The sequence below is a fragment of the Enterobacter cloacae complex sp. 309I3 genome (genome assembly GCF_050031595.1).
Taxonomy (GTDB): domain Bacteria; phylum Pseudomonadota; class Gammaproteobacteria; order Enterobacterales; family Enterobacteriaceae; genus Enterobacter; species Enterobacter cloacae.
On record NZ_JBLGWI010000001.1, the window covers coordinates 4,612,982 to 4,633,528 of the forward strand.

The following is a 20,547-nucleotide window of genomic DNA, read 5'->3' on the forward strand; positions in this document are numbered from 1 at the left end:
TTATTTGGCGGCCGAAGACGAACCGTCGGCGTGCCACTTAAAGACACCAAATTCAAATCCCTTCAGATCGCCTTTCTCATCCCAGTTCAGCGGCCCAATCACGGTGTTCGCCCCGTGTGCTTTTAAATCTTTCACCAGATCCAGCGGTTCTTTGCTGCCAGTACGGTCCAGCGCGGTGGCCAGTGACTGCACGGCGGCGTAGGTGATCCAGACGTATGGACCACTTGGATCTTTCTTCTGCGCCTTGAGCGCATCCACGATAGCCTTGTTCGCCGGATCCTGGTCATAGCGTTTTGGCATCGTCACCAGCATGCCTTCAGCGGCATCCCCGGCGATGTTAGACAGGGAGGCGTTACCCACGCCTTCTGGCCCCATGAACTGGGTTTTCAGACCGACCGAGCGCGCCTGGCGCAGCATCTGGCCCATTTCCGGGTAATAACCACCGTAGTAAACGAAGTCGATATTCTCTTTTTGCAGACGGGCGATCAGCGCAGAGAAATCTTTCTCACCCGCAGTAATCCCGTCGAAGAAGACGATGTTTGCGCCGCCTTTTTTCAGCCCGTCCTGAACGGAACGCGCCAGGCCTTCGCCGTACTGCTGTTTGTCATGAATAATGGCAATGCGCTGCGGTTTAACCGTCTCGAGGATGTATTTCGCCGCGGTTGGCCCCTGGGAGGAGTCCAGACCGGCGGTACGCATAATGTGCTGGTAGCCGCGCTGGGTCAGCTCCGGGTTGGTGGCACCAGGGGTAATCATCAGAATACCTTCGTCTTCGTAGATATCAGACGCAGGCTGAGTGGACGATGAGCACAGATGGCCGATCACATACTGGATGCCATCGTTCACGATTTTGTTCGCCACCGCGACGGCCTGTTTTGGATCGCAGGCGTCGTCGTATTCCACGCCTACCAGCTTGTCGCCTTTGATGCCACCTTTGGCGTTGATGTCTTTAATTGCCTGACGTGCGCCGTTGAACTCCATGTCACCCCACTGGGCAACAGGCCCGGACATGGCACCGACCACCGCAACTTTAATCTCTTCCGCCATGGCTGCATGCGAGAGAGACAATGCAACCATGCCCGCGATTAACGTCTTCGCGTTCCTTTTCATCTCTGAATCCCCATTCGTGATGTCGTGTATATATTTTGTTTTATTATGGTTAAAAAGCATTCTGTACTTTTAATGCACAACGCTATTTTTACCAGTGCCTTTAATGGTTTAGCGCAGGTTTTTATCAAAAACCAGACTAAAATCTCTATTTTTCAGGCGATTAAGCAAAGATAATATTCTGAAATCAGGCAGAGATAAACAAATAAAAGTGCAGTTTGCAGCATAAAATAACGGCACAAAGCGCCGAATAAATCACTGCCATTCAGGTTAAAATTCTGCTTATTTTTCGATCCATGTGTTTTCAAACTGCACTTCGCTCTGGCAAAAAACTAATCACCTGGTAACGGGGAATAAAAAGAGGAAGCCGCTGAGCGAATAAATTGAGTACACTGCCTCTACTCAATTTGATTTGGACAAGCAGCTAATGAAACTGACTATCGTTCGTCTGGTGACCTTTAGCGACCAGGATCATATCGACCTGGGCAAGATCTGGCCGGAATATTCCCCTTCGTCGCTGAGCGTTGACGAAACCCACCGTATTTATGCCGCGCGCTTCAACGAGCGTCTGTTGGCTGCTGTGCGCGTGACGCTGAGCGGCACGGAAGGGGCGCTGGACTCTCTACGCGTGCGCGACGTCACCCGTCGTCGCGGCGTAGGACAGTACCTGATCGAAGAAGTGATCCGTGAAAACCCGAGCATTAACTCCTGGTGGATGGCCGACGTAGGCGTGGAGGACCGTAGCGTGATGGCGGCGTTTATGCAGGCGTTAGGGTTTACGGCGCAGAAAAATGGGTGGGAGAAGCGCTAGATTTGTGCGGCCTGATGCCCTCACCCCAGCCCTCTCCCACGGGGAGAGGGGGCAAACATTAAAAAAGGCAACTTACGTTGCCTTTTTGCTTTTATTTGGCGTCAGTAGCAGTACCGTTGGCATGCCAGTCAAACACGCCGAACTCGAAGCCCTTCAGATCGCCCTTCTCATCCCAGGAGAGCGGCCCCATCACGGTATCAACAGAGTTCGCTTTCAGCCAGGTGGCAATCTCAGCCGGATCGGCTGACTGGTTCAGACCCGCCTGCAGAGACTGCAGTGCTGCGTAGGTTGTCCAGACGAACGCGCCGCTTGGATCCTGTTTCTTCGCCTTAATGGCATCTACAATCGGTTTGTTCGCAGGGACCTGGTCGTAGTTCTTCGGCTTGGTCACCAGCAGGCCTTCCGCAGACTCACCGGCAATGTTAGACAGGGAAACGTTCGCCACCCCTTCCGGCCCCATGAACTGGGTTTTCAGACCCGCTGCACGAGCCTGACGCAGGATCTGCCCCATTTCCGGGTGGTAGCCACCGTAGTAAACGAAGTCGATATTCTCTTTCTTCAGACGCGCCACCAGGGTAGAGAAGTCTTTCTCACCGGCGGTGATACCATCAAAGAACACGACGTCAGCATTCGCTTTCTTCAGGTTGTCCTGCACGGAGCGCGCCAGACCTTCACCGTACTGCTGTTTGTCATGAACGATCGCGATACGCTTCGGCTTCACTTTTTCGACAATGTATTTGGCGGCCGTTGGGCCCTGATCGGAGTCCAGACCGGTGGTGCGCAGGATCAGCTTATAGCCGCGCGACGTCAGCTCCGGTGCCGTTGCCGCCGGGGTGATCATCAGGATGCCTTCGTCTTCGTAGATATCAGACGCAGGCTGGGTGGAAGAGGAGCACAGGTGACCGATAACGTATTTGATGCCGTCGTTCACCACTTTGTTCGCCACGGCAACCGCTTGTTTCGGGTCACAGGCATCATCATATTTTACGATCTGCAGTTTTTCGCCTTTGATACCGCCCTTCGCATTAATGTCGGCAACCGCCTGTTCTGCGCCCGTAAATTCCTGGTCGCCATACTGTGCTACCGGACCGGACATCGCGCCCACCACGGCCACTTTAATATCGGCCTGCGCCATGGTGCTGAATGCCAACGCGATACATCCTGCCAGTAACGCTTTACCCTTCATGTTCATCCTGAGATTCCCCATTATTATGGTTATTACGATTGTTGTGATGTTGTTGTGTAGCGCTTTATTTCAGTTATAGGTATACCAGTCGCGCTTTTTCAGCATACTCTGCTAAAACATACCCCATTTTTATGATTTTGGAATAGCAAATTTGAAATGAATATATGATAAGCCCGGCAGGAATTTCACCGGGCTTCTGGCTTTAACGAGTCAGCGACGCAGAAATAATGTCCAGCGCTTTACGGAACTGCACTTCAGGGATTGTGAGCGGATAGAGGAAACGGATGACGTTACCGTACACGCCGCAACTCAGAAGCAGAAGGCCTTCCTGCAGGGCTCGCTCCTGAACCTGACGTGTGAATTCCGGTGACGGCTGCCCGGATTGCGGATCGTTAAACTCCACCGCCACCATTGAGCCTTGTGCGCGGATATCCGCGATATACGGACAGTGTTCCTTCGCTTTGTTCAGTACTTCCACCAGATGATGACCCAGGTGCGCTGAGCGCGTGCAAAGATCGTCTTCACCAATCACGTCCAGCACGGCATGTGCGGCGGCGATCGCCAGTGGGTTACCGGCGTAGGTACCGCCCAGTCCGCCAGGCGCAGGCGCGTCCATCACCTCGGCGCGGCCCGACACCGCCGAGAGCGGCATGCCACCCGCCAGGCTTTTCGCCATGGTGATCAGATCCGGCTTCACGCAGTGGTGTTCCATTGAGAACAGTTTTCCGGTACGCGCAAAACCGCTTTGCACCTCGTCGGCAATCAGCAAAATACCGTGGGTATCGCACAGGGCGCGCAAGGCCTGCATAAAATCCGCCGGTGCAATGTTGAAACCGCCCTCACCCTGAACCGGTTCAAGAATAATGGCCGCGACCTGGTCCGGGGCAATGTCCGCTTTGAAGATACGCTCCAGGCTTTTTAATGCCTCCGCCGTACTGACACCGTGCAGTTCATTGGGGTATTGGGCGTGATATACCGAGCCAGGAAACGGCCCGAAACCCAGCTTGTAAGGGGCAACTTTCCCCGTCAGCGCCATGGTCATCGAGGTGCGTCCATGAAAAGCACCGCCAAAGGCGATCAGGCCAGGGCGTCTGGTGTATGCGCGGGCAATTTTTACCGCGTTTTCGACGGCTTCTGCCCCCGTTGAGAAGAAGGCGGTTTTGGCCGGGCCGTCAATCGGCACACGCGCGTTGATTCGCTCGGCAAGCGACACATAGCCCTCGTACGGCACAATCTGGTACGCCGTGTGGGTGAAGGCATGAAGTTGTTTTTCAATGGCGGAAATGATTTTTGGATGGCGATGCCCGGTGTTCAGCACCGCTATTCCGGCGGCAAAGTCGATATACTCGTTGCCCTCGACGTCCCACACCGTGGCGTTTTCAGCTTTATCGGCATAGAAGTTACACATCACGCCGATGCCGCGCGGCGTCGCCTGTAAACGCCGGTCGTTCAGTTCGTTATTTTTCACCCTGTCCCCCTGAGAAAGTCGCCTGCTTAGCGCATCAGTAAGTGTTTGCCAGGGGGGAGAAATTCGCCAGAGCGGGCGCTAAAAAAACAAAACCCCCGGATTCGCATCCAGGGGCTCTCGTCATACTTCGCGGAAATTACGCTTCAATCGCGGCGCGAAGTTTTTTCATGGCGTTCTTTTCAAGCTGACGCACACGTTCAGCGGACACGCCGTAGCGGTCGGCCAGCTCCTGCAGCGTGGACTTGTTGTCTTCGTCCAGCCAGCGGGCACGGATAATATCCTGGCTACGCTCGTCAAGGCCTTCCATCGCATAGCTCAGCTTGTTCGCGGCCTGATCTTCCCAGTTGTCCTCTTCAATGCCGTCAGCAAAGTTAGAGGTCTTATCCTGCAGATACAGTACCGGCGCCATTGGCTGGCTGTCGGACGCATCGTCATCGGAAGACATGTCAAAAGTCATGTCCTGCGCGGCCATACGGGATTCCATCTCACGCACGTCTTTGCTGGAAACACCCAGCTCGCGCGCCACCATTTCTACTTCATCCTGATTGAACCAGCCCAGACGCTGCTTGGTTTTACGCAGGTTGAAGAAGAGTTTGCGTTGCGCTTTTGTCGTGGCGACTTTCACGATACGCCAGTTGCGCAGCACGTATTCGTGAATCTCTGCTTTGATCCAGTGCACAGCGAAGGAGACCAGTCGTACACCCACTTCCGGGTTAAAGCGACGTACAGCCTTCATCAGGCCGATGTTACCTTCCTGAATCAAGTCCGCCTGCGGCAGGCCATAGCCCGCATAATTACGAGCAATGTGAACAACAAAGCGCAGGTGAGACAGGATCAGCTTTTTCGCTGCTTCCAGATCGCCCTGGTAATGCAGCTTTTCAGCAAGCTCCTTTTCTTCCTCGGCCGTTAACATCGGCCAGGTGTTCGCAGCCCGGATATACGATTCCAGGTTACCAACAGGGGCTAAAGCTAAAGTTTGCATTTCTTTGGTCATTCATTCCTCTCAATGTTTCTTCTGGTCCAGGTTGTCCCCATCAGGCAACAACCATGCCAAAGCGTTTGAGCAACGAGATTAGCATTCACTCTTTTATCAGACAGTGATTTTATCCACAAGTTCCAGGTGCAACGGTGAATAAATTACGCACAAAATGTGACATGGAGATGATAACAGGGGAAGAGACAACAGGGACGCTTTCCCTGCAGAGCGAACATCTCGGTGCAGGGAAAGATTATATCACGCTTTTCTTAGTCGGGAGTAAAGTGGCGTAAATGTTGAACCGTCGCCAGCCATGCTGCCACCCAGCCAATCATGGAGCAGACCAGCAGCAGAAGAAGGCACTCATCGAACCCTAAACCACTGATATCAAACTTAGTTCCGAAGACCTGCGCCACCTCGGTCACGGCGGAGGAGAGCCGCATCACCAAAATTTCTGACAATATCAGTGAAAGAAATGCGCCGGAAAAACCGAGCAATGCGCCGCCGTAAAGGAACGGACGCAGGATGAAGCCATCCGTCGCACCAATCAGCTTTTGCACGTTGATGGTATCGCGGCGGGCGAAAATGCTCAGGCGCACGCTGTTACCGATGACGAGGAACACCGCCGCAACCATCAGCACGCCAATCATCGCCGACACGCGCCCCACCAGCCCGGTCAGTGCGGCAAGACGCGCAAACCAGCTGTCGTCCATACGCACTTCATCAATGCCTTTAATGGTAGAGATGCGGTCGCGCAGCGTATTAAGTGAATCCGTTCCCTGGAAGTCGAGCTTCGGGATCACCACCGCCACGGCCGGCAGCGGGTTCTCTTCGAGCATATCCAGCGCGCCGCCAAAGCCTGACCAGTTACGGAACTCACCCAGCGCTTCTTCGCGGGAAAGGTAGTTCACCTTCTCCACGCCCTTCTCGGCCTGGATTTGCCCCACCACCTGCGCCGCGGCGTTATCGTCGAGCGCTTTGTCCAGATAGACCGTGATCTGCGGAGACGGATAATACTGCGACGCCGCCTGATTCACGTTCTTATAGACCATATAGCAGACGCTTGGCAGCGTCAGCGAAATGGCGATAACCATCACCGTCAGGAACGTCGCCAGCGGTTTACTTTTCAGATCCTGCAACGCGCCGTGGAAGGCGTAGCGTACCTGTTCATTGAACACGTTGGTTTTGCGGGAGTTTGGCTTCGGCGCGGCTTTCGCCCGCTTCGGCGCATTACGGTTACCGTCACCACCACCCTGCGGCTTACGGAAACGGTCAAACCGGTTCCCGAACTGCCGAATCTGGTTCATTGCATCACGCTTGTTCACCGTGGCCTCCATGCAAATGCCCGTCGCTCAGGGTCAGCATGCGGTACGAACGGCGGGAAATGAGCCCGATGTCGTGCGTCGCCATCAATACCGTCACCCCAACGCGGTTGAATTCCTCAAACAGACGCAAAATCCCTTCAGAAAGGGCGTCGTCCAGGTTACCGGTCGGTTCATCCGCCAGCAATACCGCAGGCTTGTTCACCACCGCACGGGCAATGCCCACACGCTGCTGTTCACCGCCAGAGAGCTGGATCGGAAAGTTCTTCGCTTTGTCCAGCAGCCCGACCTTATCCAGCGCCGCAGAGACGCGACGGCGGATATCATCATAGCTGGCACCGGCAATAATCAGCGGGATCGCCACGTTATCGAAAACGGTGCGATCCATCAGCAGGTGGTGATCCTGGAAAATCATCCCGATCTGGCGACGCAGGAACGGCACTTCGCGGTTCTTAAGACGGCTAATTTCATGGCCGCTGAACCAGATTTTCCCGGCGCTTGGCCGTTCAATCCCACAGATAAGCTTGAGCAGGGTACTTTTCCCCGCGCCGGAATGGCCGGTCAGGAATGCCATCTCGCCTGGCTGCAGGTGGAAGGTCACCCCCTGCAGCGCTTGTCTCCCACCGAGATAGGCCTTGCTGACGTGTTCAAAGCGAATCATTGTTAGTCCTCTCGGGCAAATAATGCCTCAATAAAGTCGTCCGCCTTAAACGGACGCAAATCCTCAATACGCTCGCCCACACCGATGTAACGAATAGGAATGCCGAACTGATCGGCCACGGAGAAGATCACCCCGCCTTTCGCGGTGCCGTCCAGTTTGGTCAGCGTGATCCCGGTCAGTCCTACCGCTTCATGGAACAACTTCGCCTGGCTGACGGCGTTCTGTCCGGTGCTGGCATCGATGGTCAGCATAATTTCATGCGGTGCGTCTTCGTCCAGCTTCTTCATGACGCGGACGATTTTCTTCAACTCTTCCATCAGGTGCGATTTGTTCTGCAAACGCCCTGCGGTATCGGCAATCAGGACATCCACATTTCGCGACTTCGCCGCCTGGATGGCGTCAAAGATCACGGACGCGGAATCTGCACCGGTGTGCTGCGCAATCACCGGAATGTTGTTGCGCTGACCCCACACCTGCAGCTGTTCAACCGCCGCCGCGCGGAAGGTATCACCCGCCGCCAGCATCACCGATTTACCCTGCTGCTCGAACTGACGCGCCAGTTTGCCGATGGTGGTGGTCTTCCCGACACCGTTAACGCCAACCATCAGAATAACAAATGGCGTTTTGCCTTCAATATTAAGCGGTTCGTCAACTTTTGCGAGAATTTCACCCATCTCGTCTTTCAGCAGGCCGTACAGCGCTTCGGCGTCGCGCAACTGTTTGCGGCTCGCCCCTTCGGTCAGGTTGGCGATGATCTTACGGGTGGTTTCCACCCCAACGTCCGCAATCAGCAACTGCTCTTCCAGCTCTTCAAACAGATCGTCGTCGATCTTTTTGCCGCGGAACAGACTGATAAATCCGGAACCTAAATTTTCTTTGGTTTTTAACAGGCTGCGTTTCAGGCGGGCAAAGAAACCTTCTTTGGTCGGTTTTTCCTGCTCCTGAACGATCTCCTCTTCGGCCTGCTCTTCCACCGGCACGACGATAACCGCTTCTTCAGCCGCCTGAGCGGCCAGCGCCTGGGCTTCCAGCTCTTCATCGGTCAGCGCCGGCTCATGTGCCGCTTCTTCTTCCACCGCGTCGACAATTTCCACGGTTTCCGCTTCGGCCTGCCACTCTTCAGGGGAAACGTCCTCCGCTTTTACCTCTTCCGGCAGCGGCAACTCTTCATGTTCGATAACGGCCTGCGGCGCTTCAGTAACCGCTTCAACAACAGGTTCTGGCTTTTCGCTCTCCTGAACCTGTTCGGTGACCTCAACCACCTCTTCAGCAAAGGCTTCAGTCTCTTCTTTGCTGTGCGCATGCTCTTCCGCTTCGACAACCGCGGCGGTTTCTACAGGCGTTTCAGGCTGAGACTGCTCTTCAACGGCTTGTTGTTCTTCGGTTTTCTGTTCTGTTTCTTGCTCTTTTTCACCGAAACCCAGCCAGGAAAAGAAGCCACGTTTTTTTTGTTTTGCCATCTGCGACTACACTCCTCGCGGCGCTATATACATGGAAGCTAAAAAAATGATGAAATAGTCTAACACTTTACTTAATTGACATCACCGCCCGCAATCGCAGGCCAATTGTTAACAGAGCTTTCCTGAGATGAAGAAACCCAACCGCGCCCCAGCCGGTCAAATTCGTATTATCGGTGGCCAGTGGCGAGGCCGGAAACTCCCGGTGCCGGACAGCCCCGGTTTACGCCCAACCACCGACCGCGTGCGTGAAACGCTGTTTAACTGGCTGGCCCCGTCAATGGTAGACGCCCACTGCCTCGACTGCTTTGCGGGCAGCGGCGCATTAGGGCTGGAAGCCCTCTCGCGCTACGCCGCCAGCGCCACGCTGCTGGAGATGGAACGCGGTGTCGCGCAGACGCTGCAGCAAAATCTGGCGACGCTGAAAGCCACCAACGCCAAAGTGGTGAACACCAATACGCTCAGTTTCCTCGCGCAGCCAGGCACGCCGCACAACGTGGTGTTTGTCGATCCGCCGTTCCGTAAGGGGCTGCTGGAAGAGACGTTATCCCTGCTGGAAAGCAACGGCTGGCTGGCGGATGACGCGCTGATTTACGTTGAAAGCGAAGTGGAAAACGGGCTACCGCCAGTGCCGGTTCACTGGGATTTACACCGCGAAAAAGTGGCGGGTCAGGTCGCTTATCGTCTGTATCATCGTCAGGCACAAGGAGAATCCAATGCCAGTACTGATTAATCTGGGACGTTTGCTGATGCTGTGCGTCTGGGCGTTTTTACTGCTCAATCTGGTGCATCCGTTCCCGCGCCCGATGAATATCTTTGTGAACGTGGCGTTTATCTTTACCACCTTCATGCATGCCCTGCAGATGGTGATGCTGAAAAACGGCCTGCCAAAAGACGGCCCGCAGATGACCGGCTGGCAGCAGCTGCGCGTGTTTATTTTCGGCGTGTTTGAACTGCTGGTGTGGATGAAGAAGTTTAAGGCGCAGGTGAAGAAGTAAGGTGCGGTCTGATGCCCTCACCCTAACCCTCTCCCACTGGGAGAGGGGATCGTATTATTCAGCCCTGAACCCTTCAAACCGCGACCCTTTGTAACTCAGCATCCCTTTCTCACCTACCGTCAGCTGATGGTACTGCTGCGCCTCCAGGCGGAAGGTCATCTCCAGGCCGCCCGTTTCCGGCTTAAAGCTCGCTTCATAGCGCATGGTCGTTCCCGCAGGGGTAACCTGTTGCTGGCGCGAGCGCCGGTCATTAAGGGGTTTTTCGCGTTTATTGCTCACCACCACGCGCTTTTGCATCAACGGCGCGGCGTCGTTATCCGCTTTCTCGCGGCGCTGCTGCACAAAACGGAACGAGGCGGCAATGACGATAATCGCCACCACGATAATGAAAAACAGCGGCATCTTGCTCATTCAACAATCCCATAAGATTATGCGGAATTCAGGATACCCTGACTCCCCCGGCATTGCCAAACGCCTGCCCGCATCACTACACTGAAGATGAAACTGATTATTCAGCCTTAACAGATACAGGGAGTTAATATGCTTTGGTCATTTATCGCTGTCTGTTTTTCCGCATGGCTTTATGTCGATGCGTCATACCGCGGTCCGGCCTGGCAGCGCTGGTTGTTTAAACCCGTCACGCTGTTGCTGCTCCTGCTGCTTGCCTGGCAAGCGCCGATGTTTAACGCCATCAGCTACCTGGTCCTCGCCGGGCTGTGTGCTTCTCTGATTGGCGATGCCTTAACCCTGCTGCCGCGTCAGCGTCTGCTGTATGCCGTGGGGGCGTTCTTCCTGTCGCATCTGCTTTACACCATCTACTTTGCCAGCCAGATGACGCTATCCTTCTTCTGGCCGCTCCCGCTGGTGCTGCTGGTGATCGGCGCGCTGTTGATCGCGGTGATCTGGTCACGCCTGGAAGAGATGCGTCTGCCCGTCTGCACGTTTATTGCCATGACGCTGGTGATGGTGTGGCTGGCCGGTGAACTGTGGTTCTTCCGCCCAACCTCACAGGCGATGTCCGCTTTCTTTGGCGCGGCGCTGCTGTTAATCGGCAATATCGTCTGGCTGGGCAGCCACTATCGCCGTCGTTTCCGGGCTGATAACGCGATTGCCTCCGCCTGTTACTTTGCCGGGCACTTCCTGATTGTGCGTTCGCTGTATATCTAAATAAGCCTTGACTCTGGAGTCGACTCCAGAGTGTATGCTGCGGTTAATGAGAAAATTATCATTACCGGAGAGTGCCATGTCGACTCCAGAAACACCTAAAAAAGCCCCACAATTTTCAGCATTTAAGCTCAGCCCGGTGCCAGCGAAAGATGACTGCTGCTGTGACGGGGCATGCGAAACGCAAAACGCGCAGCCGCTGCCTGAAAGCGGAAACCATTACAGCTGGGTGGTTGACGGCATGGATTGCGCGGCCTGCGCCCGCAAAGTCGAAAATGCGGTAAAACAGATCCCCGGCGTCAGCCACGTGCAGGTGCGCTTTGCGACCGAAAAACTGCTGGTCAGCGCCGAGAGTGACGTTAGCGAGCAGGTTGTGTCCGCCGTCAGCCAGGCCGGTTATTCCCTGCGTAGCGAAACGGCCCCCGCCGAAAAAACCGCTCCGCTGCGAGAAAATCTGCCCCTTATCGCGCTCGTGATGATGATGGCCCTGAGCTGGGGTCTGGAGCAGATCAACCACCCGTTTGGCAATCTGGCGTTTATCGCCACCACGCTTGTCGGGTTGTATCCCATTGCCCGTCAGGCGCTGCGGCTGATGAAAAGCGGCAGCTGGTTCGCCATCGAAACGCTGATGAGCGTGGCAGCTATCGGCGCGCTGTTCATTGGTGCCACAGCGGAAGCGGCCATGGTGCTGCTGCTGTTCTTAATTGGCGAACGTCTTGAAGGCTGGGCGGCAAGCCGGGCGCGTAAAGGGGTCAGCGCCCTGATGGCGCTTAAGCCCGAAACCGCCACACGAGTAGCAGGAAACGAACGCCAGACGGTGGCCATTAACGCGCTGCGTCCAGGCGATGTGATTGAAGTCGCTGCCGGAGGGCGCCTGCCTGCGGACGGTACCCTGCTCACCGCCACCGCGAGCTTCGACGAAAGCGCCCTCACCGGGGAGTCGATTCCGGTTGAACGCACGGCCGGTGAAAAAGTACCTGCGGGCGCCACCAGTGTCGACCGTCTGGTCCAGCTCACGGTACTTTCCGAACCCGGTGACAGCGCCATCGACCGTATCCTGAAGCTGATCGAAGAGGCCGAGGAGCGTCGCGCCCCCGTCGAGCGATTTATTGACCGCTTCAGCCGGATTTACACCCCCGCCATCATGCTGGTTGCCCTGCTGGTCACTATCGTTCCGCCGCTGTTCTTTGGTGCGCCGTGGGAAGGCTGGATTTATAAAGGTCTGACCCTGCTGCTGATTGGCTGTCCGTGTGCGCTAGTGATCTCCACCCCGGCGGCCATTACCTCCGGTCTGGCGGCAGCGGCACGTCGTGGCGCCCTGATAAAAGGCGGCGCGGCGCTGGAACAGTTAAGCCAGGTGCAGCAGGTGGCGTTCGATAAAACCGGCACGCTGACCGTGGGGAAACCGCAGGTCACCGGCGTGTATCCGCAGGATATCGGTGAAGATGAACTGCTTACGCTGGCCGCCGCCATAGAGCAGGGTTCCACTCACCCGCTGGCGCAGGCGATTGTGCGTGAAGCGCAGTCGCGCGGGCTGGCAATTCCGACGGCAACGGCACAGCGGGCGCTGGTTGGGTCCGGGATTGAGGCCGACATCGACGGTAAAAAGGTGCTGATTGTCGCGGCGGGTAAGTCTTCTAACTCAGAGGTTGAGGCGTTAGAACAGACCGGACAAACTGTCGTAACCGTCATGCAGGACGGCGTCGCCAAAGGCATGCTGGCACTGCGCGATACCCTGCGTGATGATGCGAAAGAGGCCGTCGCGGCGCTCCATCAGCTGGGCGTCCAGGGTGTGATCCTCACCGGCGATAACCCGCGTGCCGCCGCCGCGATTGCCGGAGAGCTGGGGCTGGACTTTAAGGCCGGATTACTGCCTGCGGACAAGGTCAGTGCCGTGACGGAGCTGAACAGCCATGCTCCGCTGGCGATGATCGGCGACGGAATCAACGATGCGCCAGCGATGAAAGCATCCACCATCGGGATTGCCATGGGCAGCGGTACCGACGTGGCGCTGGAAACCGCCGATGCCGCGCTCACCCATAACCGCCTGACCGGGCTGGCGCAGATGATTTCCCTGGCACGCGCCACGCGCGCCAATATTCGCCAGAACATCAGCATCGCCCTGGGGCTGAAAGGGATTTTCCTCGTCACCACCCTGCTCGGCATCACCGGGCTGTGGCTGGCGGTGCTGGCGGATACCGGCGCGACGGTGCTGGTGACGGCCAACGCGCTCCGCTTACTGCGACGCAAATAACACGCAATGCACGCCTGGCCGGGTAAAGCGTAACGGCAACCCGGCCTTCCCTTCTCAAAAATCTAAACCAGCGTTTCAGAAATTAACGCTTTTGTGAGGCGCTTCACCTCCGTTTTCCAGGCCATAGTGTAATTTTTAAACGTACAAAACTAAAACACCGTTTTAACACTTACCTCACTACCCTGGAGTTGACTTGATGAAAACGACCCTCAAGCCGTTACTGGCCGCTCTGTGTCTGTCTGCTTTTGCCTGCTCCGTTTCTGCGCAAACCATTAAAGCCGCCGATGTGCATCCTGAAGGCTACCCGAACGTGGTAGCCGTACAGCACATGGGGGAGAAACTCAAACAACAAACCGACGGCAAGCTGGAGATCAAGGTCTTTCCCGGCGGCGTGCTCGGGGATGAAAAGCAGATGATTGAACAGGCGCAGATGGGGGCGATCGACATGATCCGTGTCTCCATGGCTCCGGTGGCGGCGATCCTGCCCGATATCGAAGTCTTTACCCTGCCCTATGTGTTCCGCGATGAAGACCACATGCACAAAGTCATCGACGGCGATATCGGCAAGCAGATTGGCGACAAACTGACCGCCAACCCCAAATCGCGGCTGGTGTTTCTCGGCTGGATGGATTCCGGCACCCGTAACCTGATCACCAAAACGCCGATCGTCAAACCGGAGGATCTGAAAGGCAAAAAAATCCGCGTTCAGGGAAGCCCGGTGGCGCTGGCGACACTGAAAGACATGGGGGCTAACTCGGTGGCAATGGGGGTCAGTGAGGTCTACAGCGGCATGCAGACCGGCGTAATCGACGGCGCTGAGAATAATCCGCCGACCTTCATCGCCCATAACTATATGCCGATCGCCAAAAACTATACCCTCAGCGGCCACTTCATTACCCCGGAAATGCTGCTCTACTCGAAAGTGAAATGGGACAAGCTCAGCGCAGACGAACAGCAGAAAATCCTGACCCTGGCGCGCGAAGCGCAGTTCGAACAGCGCAAGCTGTGGCAGGCCTATAACGCCGAGGCGCTGGCGAAGATGAAAGCCGGTGGCGTGCAGTTCCACGAGATCGACAAATCGGTATTTATCAAAGCCACAGAGCCGGTGCGCGCGCAGTATGGCGAAAAGCATCAGGACCTGATGAAAGCCATTGCTGACGTTCAGTAAACGGAGAACGTATGTCCGAACTCTACCTAAAGTGGATGGACCGGCTGTATCTGCTCGCCATGGGCGTAGCGGGATGCGCGCTGCTGGTGATGACGGTGGTGATCCCGATTGGCATCTTCTCGCGCTATGTGCTGAATCGCGGTGAATCCTGGCCGGAGCCGATTGCCATCATCTGCATGGTGACCTTTACGTTTATCGGCGCGGCGGTGAGCTACCGTGCCGGGTCACACATCGCGGTGAACATGCTGACCGACCGACTGCCGGACATGCTGAAAACAGCGTGTGCGCGCGTGGTGGATCTGCTGATGCTGCTGATCTCGCTGATTATGTTCTGGTACAGCTACTGGCTGTGTGTCGAGCTCTGGGAGCAGCCGGTCGCCGAGTTTCCGATCCTGACGTCAGGGGAGAGTTATCTGCCGCTGCCGATTGGTTCTGCGGTGCTGATCCTGTTTGTCATTGAACGTCTGCTGTTTGGCTCACAGGAAAACCGTCCTGTGGTGCTGATCGGCAACCACAGTTAAGGGGTGAACAATGGATGCATTCGTTTTGTTATTCACCCTCGCCATTTTGCTGGCGCTGGGTATGCCGGTGGCGTTTGCCGTCGGCTTAAGCGCCGTCGCGGGCGCGTTGTGGATCGAGTTACCGCTCGAGGCGCTGATGATCCAGATCACCAGCGGGGTTAACAAATTTACCCTGCTGGCGATCCCGTTTTTCATCCTGGCGGGGGCGATCATGGCGGAAGGCGGCATCGCCCGTCGACTGGTGAATTTCGCGTATGTTTTTGTCGGTTTTATTCGCGGCGGACTGTCGCTGGTGAATATCGTGGCCTCCACCTTTTTCGGCGCGATTTCCGGTTCATCGGTGGCGGATACGGCCTCCATCGGCAGCGTGATGATCCCGGAGATGGAGAGAAAGGGGTATCCCCGCGAGTATGCGGCGGCGGTCACCGCCAGCGGGTCGGTGCAGGCGATTTTAATCCCGCCCAGCCACAACTCGGTGATCTACTCGCTGGCCGCAGGCGGTACGGTCTCCATTGCCACGCTGTTTATCGCAGGCGTGCTGCCGGGGCTGCTGCTGGGACTGTGCCTGATGACGCTGTGTCTGTGCTTTGCCCATAAGCGCGGCTATCCAAAAGGCGAAAAGATCCCCTTTAAACAGGCGCTGAAGATTTTGCTGGACGCTCTCTGGGGGCTGATGACGGTGGTGATTATCCTCGGCGGCATATTGTCCGGGATATTTACTGCCACCGAATCGGCGGCGGTCGCCTGCCTGTGGGCGTTCTTTGTCACCATGTTTATCTACCGCGACTATAAGTGGAGCGAACTGCCGAAGCTGATGTGCCGGACGGTGAAAACGGTCACTATCGTGATGATCTTGATTGGCTTTGCGGCGGCGTTTGGCGCGGTGATGACCTACATGCAGTTGCCTGTGCGTATCACGGCGTTCTTCACCTCGCTCTCGGATAACAAGTACGTGATCCTGATGTACCTCAACATCATGCTGCTGCTGATTGGCACCCTGATGGATATGGCGCCGATCATTCTGATCCTGACGCCGGTGCTGTTGCCGGTGACCCAGTCGCTTGGGATCGACCCGGTCCATTTCGGGATGATCATGATGGTGAATCTGGGGATCGGGCTTATCACGCCGCCGGTAGGATCGGTGCTGTTTGTGGCCAGTGCGGTAAGCAAGCAGAAAATCGAGCATGTGGTGCGCGCGATGCTACCGTTTTACGGCATGCTGCTGCTGGTGCTGGGAATGATAACATACATCCCGGCGATTTCGCTGTGGCTGCCGGGATTGTTAGGCATGCAGTAAGGGGGTTACCCCTTGCGGATCAAATACCGGTACGGCAGCGCTTCGGTCTGCTGTGCCACCAGTTCATGCTCCATAAAGGTACAAAAACCGGGGATATCGCGGGTGGTTGCCGGATCGTCAGCGATGATCAGCAGCGTTTCGCCGGTTTGCATATTGCGCACGGTTTTGCGCACCATCATTACCGGCTCAGGGCAGCGGAGGCCCTGCGCATCAAGGGTGTGGTCTGGAGTGGAAAACAGATCGGTCATGGTGTTCTCGGTCAGATAAAAACGGCTGTAGTTTACGCCCCGTAGCCAGCAATGCAAACCAGGTTAACGGTTGCGTAAAAACTAACCATTGCATTGTCCTGCCAAAGCAGTATCATGCTGCGGTTTTTATTGGGTTCCCTCACCCCAACGTATAAAAAGGTCACAATATGACGCCGTTTTCTGAATCGCAGCGCGTAAAAGCGTTGTTCTGGCTTTCGCTTTTTCATCTGCTGGTGATCACCTCCAGTAACTATCTGGTGCAGCTGCCGATTGCCATCTTTGGTTTTCATACCACCTGGGGCGCGTTCAGCTTCCCGTTTATTTTTCTCGCCACCGATCTGACCGTGCGTATTTTTGGCGCACCGCTGGCTCGCCGCATTATTTTTGCGGTCATGCTGCCGGCGCTGTTCGTGTCGTACGTTATTTCCTCCCTGTTTTACATGGGAAGCTGGCAGGGCTTTGAGGCGTTAACCCACTTCAACCTGTTTGTTGCCCGAATCGCTACTGCAAGCTTTATGGCCTATGCGCTGGGGCAGATCCTCGACGTGCACGTATTTAACCGCCTGCGTCAGAATCACCGCTGGTGGATGGCCCCCACCGCCTCGACGCTGTTCGGCAACGTCAGCGATACGCTGGCCTTCTTCTTCATTGCCTTCTGGCACAGCCCGGATGCGTTTATGGCCGAACACTGGATGGAAATTGCGCTGGTGGACTACTGCTTCAAGGTGCTTATCAGCATTGTCTTCTTCCTGCCGATGTACGGCGTGCTGCTGAATATGCTGCTGAAAAGACTGGCAGATAAATCTGAAATCACAGCATTGCAGGCTGGTTAAGGGTTCGCTTTATCAGTTGTGATAAGATGGACAAATGAGCCGTTATGGCCGTTTATCGAAAGGAAGAAGTCAATGCGCAATCTGGTTAAATATGTCGGGATTGGCCTGCTGGTTGTCGGCCTTGCAGCCTGTGATAACAGCGACACGAAAACGCCTGCTCAGGGCGCGTCTGCAGAGAGCAACGCAACCGGTCAGCCGGTGAACCTGCTGGACGGTAAACTCAGCTTCTCTCTGCCAGCGGATATGACTGACCAGAGCGGCAAGCTGGGTACCCAGGCGAACAACATGCACGTCTATTCCGATGCAACCGGGCAGAAAGCGGTGATTGTGATTGTGGGCGATGATACCAGCGAAGACCTGGCCGTGCTGTCCAAACGTCTGGAAGATCAGCAGCGCAGCCGCGACCCGCAGCTGCAGGTGGTGACAAACAAGTCCATCGAACTGAAAGGCCACACGCTGCAGCAGCTGGACAGCATTATCTCTGCAAAAGGTCAGACAGCTTACTCTTCCGTGGTGCTGGGTAAGGTTGATAACAAACTGCTGACCCTGCAGATCACCCTGCCAGCGGAAGATCAGCAGAAAGCGCAGACTGCCGCTGAAAACATCATCAACACCATCGTGATTCAGTAACACGTCAGGATGATGACGTGGCCTCCGGTGCCTGCACCGGGGGCCATTTTTTTAGCCGCCACGTGAGCATCAGGGCCATCACCACCAGACCCGCAGCCGCAAGATAGATAACCGGCACACCTGCCCAGGCCATGACCAGCCCTGCCAGCGGCCCGGTAATGCCCAACGACATATCCATAAACACCGTGTAGGTTGCCAGCGCCGCCCCCTGATTCTGCGGCGGCACGGCTTTCACCGCCACCACACCCAGCGCCGGGAAGACCAGCGAAAAACCGGCTCCGGCGAAGAACACGCCAACTTTTGCCATCCACGGCGCGGTCGCTATACCGGTCAGCAGCAGCCCGACAATCTCAACCGCAAAGCAGATCATCGCCACATTCAGCCCACCCAGGCGGTTAATACCGTTCGGGAAGAGCAAACGGGCACCCACAAACGCACAGCTGAACAGGGTTAACGCAAAGGCCGCCCCATCCCAGCCTTTGGCGTCATAAAACAGCGTGATAAAGGTGGCGATCACCCCAAAGCCGGTGGTTGCCAGCGCCAGTGCCATACCATACGGCCAGACGCACCCCAGCACTGCCCGGAACGGCAGCGGTTTACCTTTGCTGGCCTTCACTTTCGGACGCGGCAGGGCAAACAGGATCGCCACCAGCGCGACCACCATAATGGTGCCCGCCAGCCCGTACAGTCCGCCATACGCATAGCACATCACCCCAAGCGGGGCGCCAAGCGCCATTGCCCCGTAGGTGACAATGCCGTTCCAGGAGATGACCCGGCCAATGTGCGGTGCCCCGACCACGCCTACGCCCCACAGCGTCGAGCCGGTTCCTGCCAGGCTTTGCCCAATACCGAGGATCACCCGGCCCAGGCACAGCAGCACCAGGCTGACCAACGGCCAGTGGCTGGTCGTTGCCGCCAGCAGGTAACTCAGGCCACTGAGAAAACAGCCGCATAATCCTGTGATCACAATGCTCTTCGGCCCGAACAGATCCGCGTAGCGACCCGCATGCGGGCGGCTCAACAGCGTGGCGAAGTACTGCAGGCTAATCACCAGCCCCGCCCAGAATGCGTTAAACCCCATCACGTCATGCACATAGCCCGGCAACACCGCCAGCGGCAGGCCAATCGTCAGATAACTGGCAAAGTTAAAAATCACAACGGAGACAATGCGCAGATTAAGGCGTAATCCGCTTAATGCCGGTTCGGCGGCGGGTTCGGGCATGAGGTTTTACCTGGATTTTTGCAACAGTGTTTCACTATTACCACGACGCCAGCAGAAAATCAGCAGCGACTTTCAGATTAACGGTGCCAGACGAAGCGAAACCCGCGCACTACACTTAACGGGCAATCACATTAAGGAACACGAATGACCCCTAACCCGCCCGACAAAGCAGGACTCCACATCCTGTTAAAACTCGCCTCTCTGGTGGTGATCCTCGCCGGTATCCATGCTGCCGCCGATATTATTGTCCAGCTTCTGCTGGCGCTCTTTTTTGCCATTGTGCTTAACCCGCTGGTGACCTGGTTTTTGCGCCGGGGTATCAGCCGCCCGGTGGCCATAACCATTGTGGTTATCGTGATGCTGATTGCCCTCACCGCCCTTTTCGGCGTGCTGGCCGCCTCGCTGAGCGAATTCTCCACGATGCTGCCGCAATACAACAAAGAGCTGACGCGCAAGATCGTGGCGCTTCAGGAGATGATGCCGTTTCTGAACCTGCATATTTCGCCGGAACGGATGTTGCGCCGGATGGATTCAGAAAAAATCATGACCTACGCCACCACGCTGATGACCGGCCTGTCCGGCGCTATGGCCAGCATTTTGCTGCTGGTCATGACGGTGGTGTTTATGCTGTTCGAAGTGCGCCACGTGCCCTATAAGCTGCGCTTTGCGCTGAATAATCCGCAAATTCACATCGCCGGTTTACACCGCGCGTTAAAGGGCGTCTCCAAATATCTGGCCTTAAAAACCCTGTTGAGCGTCTGGACCGGCGTGATTGTCTGGCTGGGGCTGATGCTGATGGGCGTGCAGTTCGCGCTGATGTGGGGAGTGCTGGCGTTTTTGCTGAACTACGTGCCCAACATTGGCGCGGTACTCTCCGCCGTGCCGCCCATGATTCAGGCGTTTCTGTTTAATGGCTTCTATGAGTGCATGCTGGTGGGGGCGCTGTTCCTCGTGGTGCATATGGTGCTGGGGAATATTCTTGAGCCAAGGATGATGGGCCACCGGCTGGGCATGTCGACGCTGGTGGTGTTCTTATCCTTACTGATTTGGGGATGGCTGCTGGGCCCGGTTGGGATGCTGCTGTCGGTACCGCTCACCAGCGTCTGTAAAATCTGGATGGAGACCACCAAAGGCGGCAGCAAACTGGCGATACTGCTGGGGCCGGGCCGACCCAAGAGTCGATTGCCCGGGTGATTTTCCGTTACTGATTAGCCATTGTTGAGG

20 protein-coding genes and 1 pseudogene are annotated in these 20,547 nt (G+C 56.1%); 11 read left to right on the forward strand and 10 right to left on the reverse strand.

What is annotated here, in order from left to right:
- Positions 1–1,110 carry a high-affinity branched-chain amino acid ABC transporter substrate-binding protein LivK gene (livK, locus tag ACQG22_RS22125; RefSeq protein ID WP_028028112.1) on the reverse strand — a complete coding sequence of 370 codons (1,110 nt, stop codon included), beginning with the start codon at positions 1,108–1,110 and terminating at the stop codon, positions 1–3.
- A gap of 424 nt (positions 1,111–1,534) precedes the next feature.
- Between livK and panM the strand changes: the two genes are divergently transcribed.
- The gene (gene panM, locus ACQG22_RS22130) at positions 1,535–1,918 is read left to right on the forward strand and encodes an aspartate 1-decarboxylase autocleavage activator PanM (RefSeq protein WP_057072388.1); all 384 of its coding nucleotides are present in this window, start codon (positions 1,535–1,537) and stop codon (positions 1,916–1,918) included.
- Positions 1,919–2,009: 91 nt separating this feature from the next.
- Here the strand turns inward: panM and livJ are convergent, their stop codons facing one another.
- The 6 genes from livJ to ftsY form a co-directional block, all read right to left on the reverse strand.
- The gene (gene livJ / locus ACQG22_RS22135; protein WP_014833593.1) at positions 2,010–3,110 is read right to left on the reverse strand and encodes a branched chain amino acid ABC transporter substrate-binding protein LivJ; all 1,101 of its coding nucleotides are present in this window, start codon (positions 3,108–3,110) and stop codon (positions 2,010–2,012) included.
- Positions 3,111–3,306: 196 nt separating this feature from the next.
- Entirely contained in the window at positions 3,307–4,572 is a 1,266-nt protein-coding gene (locus ACQG22_RS22140; protein ID WP_369706718.1) for a 4-aminobutyrate--2-oxoglutarate transaminase, read from the reverse strand.
- A gap of 136 nt (positions 4,573–4,708) precedes the next feature.
- Entirely contained in the window at positions 4,709–5,566 is an 858-nt protein-coding gene (rpoH, locus tag ACQG22_RS22145) for an RNA polymerase sigma factor RpoH (protein WP_008500093.1), read from the reverse strand.
- A gap of 251 nt (positions 5,567–5,817) precedes the next feature.
- Positions 5,818–6,873 carry a permease-like cell division protein FtsX gene (gene ftsX, locus ACQG22_RS22150; RefSeq protein WP_013099139.1) on the reverse strand — a complete coding sequence of 352 codons (1,056 nt, stop codon included), beginning with the start codon at positions 6,871–6,873 and terminating at the stop codon, positions 5,818–5,820.
- The gene (gene ftsE, locus ACQG22_RS22155; RefSeq protein WP_013099140.1) at positions 6,860–7,531 is read right to left on the reverse strand and encodes a cell division ATP-binding protein FtsE; all 672 of its coding nucleotides are present in this window, start codon (positions 7,529–7,531) and stop codon (positions 6,860–6,862) included. Before ftsE ends, ftsX begins: the two co-directional genes overlap by 14 nt.
- Before the next feature lie 2 nt (positions 7,532–7,533).
- Positions 7,534–8,991, reverse strand: a complete 1,458-nt coding sequence (gene ftsY / locus ACQG22_RS22160) for a signal recognition particle-docking protein FtsY (RefSeq protein WP_038985055.1) — start codon at positions 8,989–8,991, stop codon at positions 7,534–7,536.
- A 127-nt stretch (positions 8,992–9,118) separates the two neighbouring features.
- On the opposite strand from ftsY, the gene rsmD reads away from it, so the two are divergent.
- Positions 9,119–9,721 (forward strand): 16S rRNA (guanine(966)-N(2))-methyltransferase, encoded by a 603-nt coding sequence (gene rsmD, locus ACQG22_RS22165; RefSeq protein ID WP_029883606.1) that lies wholly within the window; start codon positions 9,119–9,121, stop codon positions 9,719–9,721.
- A complete protein-coding gene (locus ACQG22_RS22170; protein ID WP_013099143.1) occupies positions 9,705–9,986 on the forward strand; it encodes a DUF1145 family protein in 282 nt (93 codons plus the stop codon). The genes rsmD and ACQG22_RS22170 overlap by 17 nt, the downstream gene beginning before the upstream one ends.
- Positions 9,987–10,040: 54 nt before the next feature.
- Here the strand turns inward: ACQG22_RS22170 and ACQG22_RS22175 are convergent, their stop codons facing one another.
- Positions 10,041–10,397, reverse strand: a complete 357-nt coding sequence (locus ACQG22_RS22175) for a DUF2500 domain-containing protein (protein WP_029883607.1) — start codon at positions 10,395–10,397, stop codon at positions 10,041–10,043.
- A 129-nt stretch (positions 10,398–10,526) separates the two neighbouring features.
- On the opposite strand from ACQG22_RS22175, the gene ACQG22_RS22180 reads away from it, so the two are divergent.
- From ACQG22_RS22180 to ACQG22_RS22200, 5 genes are all read left to right on the forward strand, one after another.
- Positions 10,527–11,153 (forward strand): lysoplasmalogenase, encoded by a 627-nt coding sequence (locus ACQG22_RS22180; RefSeq protein WP_013099145.1) that lies wholly within the window; start codon positions 10,527–10,529, stop codon positions 11,151–11,153.
- Between the two features lie 76 nt (positions 11,154–11,229).
- Positions 11,230–13,404 carry a Zn(II)/Cd(II)/Pb(II) translocating P-type ATPase ZntA gene (gene zntA, locus ACQG22_RS22185; RefSeq protein WP_369706717.1) on the forward strand — a complete coding sequence of 725 codons (2,175 nt, stop codon included), beginning with the start codon at positions 11,230–11,232 and terminating at the stop codon, positions 13,402–13,404.
- A gap of 196 nt (positions 13,405–13,600) precedes the next feature.
- Positions 13,601–14,572, forward strand: coding sequence for a TRAP transporter substrate-binding protein (locus ACQG22_RS22190; RefSeq protein WP_013099147.1), 972 nt, complete (start codon positions 13,601–13,603; stop codon positions 14,570–14,572).
- Between the two features lie 11 nt (positions 14,573–14,583).
- Positions 14,584–15,093, forward strand: a complete 510-nt coding sequence (locus ACQG22_RS22195; RefSeq protein ID WP_013099148.1) for a TRAP transporter small permease — start codon at positions 14,584–14,586, stop codon at positions 15,091–15,093.
- A 10-nt stretch (positions 15,094–15,103) separates the two neighbouring features.
- Positions 15,104–16,390 (forward strand): TRAP transporter large permease, encoded by a 1,287-nt coding sequence (locus tag ACQG22_RS22200; RefSeq protein WP_369706716.1) that lies wholly within the window; start codon positions 15,104–15,106, stop codon positions 16,388–16,390.
- A gap of 5 nt (positions 16,391–16,395) precedes the next feature.
- Here the strand turns inward: ACQG22_RS22200 and tusA are convergent, their stop codons facing one another.
- Complete coding sequence (gene tusA, locus ACQG22_RS22205; protein ID WP_014833603.1) at positions 16,396–16,638, reverse strand: sulfurtransferase TusA; 243 nt, start codon at positions 16,636–16,638, stop codon at positions 16,396–16,398.
- Between the two features lie 167 nt (positions 16,639–16,805).
- On the opposite strand from tusA, the gene ACQG22_RS22210 reads away from it, so the two are divergent.
- Both ACQG22_RS22210 and ACQG22_RS22215 read left to right on the forward strand, forming a co-directional pair.
- A complete protein-coding gene (locus tag ACQG22_RS22210) occupies positions 16,806–17,471 on the forward strand; it encodes a 7-cyano-7-deazaguanine/7-aminomethyl-7-deazaguanine transporter (RefSeq protein ID WP_013099151.1) in 666 nt (221 codons plus the stop codon).
- A gap of 72 nt (positions 17,472–17,543) precedes the next feature.
- A complete protein-coding gene (locus ACQG22_RS22215; RefSeq protein ID WP_013099152.1) occupies positions 17,544–18,101 on the forward strand; it encodes a DcrB family lipoprotein in 558 nt (185 codons plus the stop codon).
- A 4-nt stretch (positions 18,102–18,105) separates the two neighbouring features.
- On the opposite strand, the pseudogene ACQG22_RS22220 reads toward ACQG22_RS22215, so the two are convergent.
- Positions 18,106–19,358: pseudogene (locus tag ACQG22_RS22220) on the reverse strand (MFS transporter).
- Between the two features lie 109 nt (positions 19,359–19,467).
- On the opposite strand from ACQG22_RS22220, the gene ACQG22_RS22225 reads away from it, so the two are divergent.
- Positions 19,468–20,517 (forward strand): AI-2E family transporter, encoded by a 1,050-nt coding sequence (locus tag ACQG22_RS22225; protein ID WP_013099154.1) that lies wholly within the window; start codon positions 19,468–19,470, stop codon positions 20,515–20,517.
- Positions 20,518–20,547 lie beyond the last annotated feature (30 nt).

Excerpts from the sequence above, each read along its gene's own strand:
- ACQG22_RS22195 (WP_013099148.1), top strand. The coding sequence starts at position 14,584 with ATGTCCGAACTCTACCTAAAGTGGATGGACCGGCTGTATCTGCTCGCC.
- rsmD (WP_029883606.1), top strand. The coding sequence starts at position 9,119 with ATGAAGAAACCCAACCGCGCCCCAGCCGGTCAAATTCGTATTATCGGT.
- ACQG22_RS22210 (WP_013099151.1), top strand. The coding sequence starts at position 16,806 with ATGACGCCGTTTTCTGAATCGCAGCGCGTAAAAGCGTTGTTCTGGCTT.
- ACQG22_RS22190 (WP_013099147.1), top strand. The coding sequence starts at position 13,601 with ATGAAAACGACCCTCAAGCCGTTACTGGCCGCTCTGTGTCTGTCTGCT.
- ACQG22_RS22200 (WP_369706716.1), top strand. The coding sequence starts at position 15,104 with ATGGATGCATTCGTTTTGTTATTCACCCTCGCCATTTTGCTGGCGCTG.
- ACQG22_RS22225 (WP_013099154.1), top strand. The coding sequence starts at position 19,468 with ATGACCCCTAACCCGCCCGACAAAGCAGGACTCCACATCCTGTTAAAA.
- tusA (WP_014833603.1), bottom strand. The coding sequence starts at position 16,638 with ATGACCGATCTGTTTTCCACTCCAGACCACACCCTTGATGCGCAGGGC.
- livK (WP_028028112.1), bottom strand. The coding sequence starts at position 1,110 with ATGAAAAGGAACGCGAAGACGTTAATCGCGGGCATGGTTGCATTGTCT.
- livJ (WP_014833593.1), bottom strand. The coding sequence starts at position 3,110 with ATGAACATGAAGGGTAAAGCGTTACTGGCAGGATGTATCGCGTTGGCA.
- ftsY (WP_038985055.1), bottom strand. The coding sequence starts at position 8,991 with ATGGCAAAACAAAAAAAACGTGGCTTCTTTTCCTGGCTGGGTTTCGGT.
- zntA (WP_369706717.1), top strand. The coding sequence starts at position 11,230 with ATGTCGACTCCAGAAACACCTAAAAAAGCCCCACAATTTTCAGCATTT.
- rpoH (WP_008500093.1), bottom strand. The coding sequence starts at position 5,566 with ATGACCAAAGAAATGCAAACTTTAGCTTTAGCCCCTGTTGGTAACCTG.
- ACQG22_RS22170 (WP_013099143.1), top strand. The coding sequence starts at position 9,705 with ATGCCAGTACTGATTAATCTGGGACGTTTGCTGATGCTGTGCGTCTGG.
- panM (WP_057072388.1), top strand. The coding sequence starts at position 1,535 with ATGAAACTGACTATCGTTCGTCTGGTGACCTTTAGCGACCAGGATCAT.
- ftsE (WP_013099140.1), bottom strand. The coding sequence starts at position 7,531 with ATGATTCGCTTTGAACACGTCAGCAAGGCCTATCTCGGTGGGAGACAA.
- ACQG22_RS22180 (WP_013099145.1), top strand. The coding sequence starts at position 10,527 with ATGCTTTGGTCATTTATCGCTGTCTGTTTTTCCGCATGGCTTTATGTC.
- ACQG22_RS22175 (WP_029883607.1), bottom strand. The coding sequence starts at position 10,397 with ATGAGCAAGATGCCGCTGTTTTTCATTATCGTGGTGGCGATTATCGTC.
- ACQG22_RS22215 (WP_013099152.1), top strand. The coding sequence starts at position 17,544 with ATGCGCAATCTGGTTAAATATGTCGGGATTGGCCTGCTGGTTGTCGGC.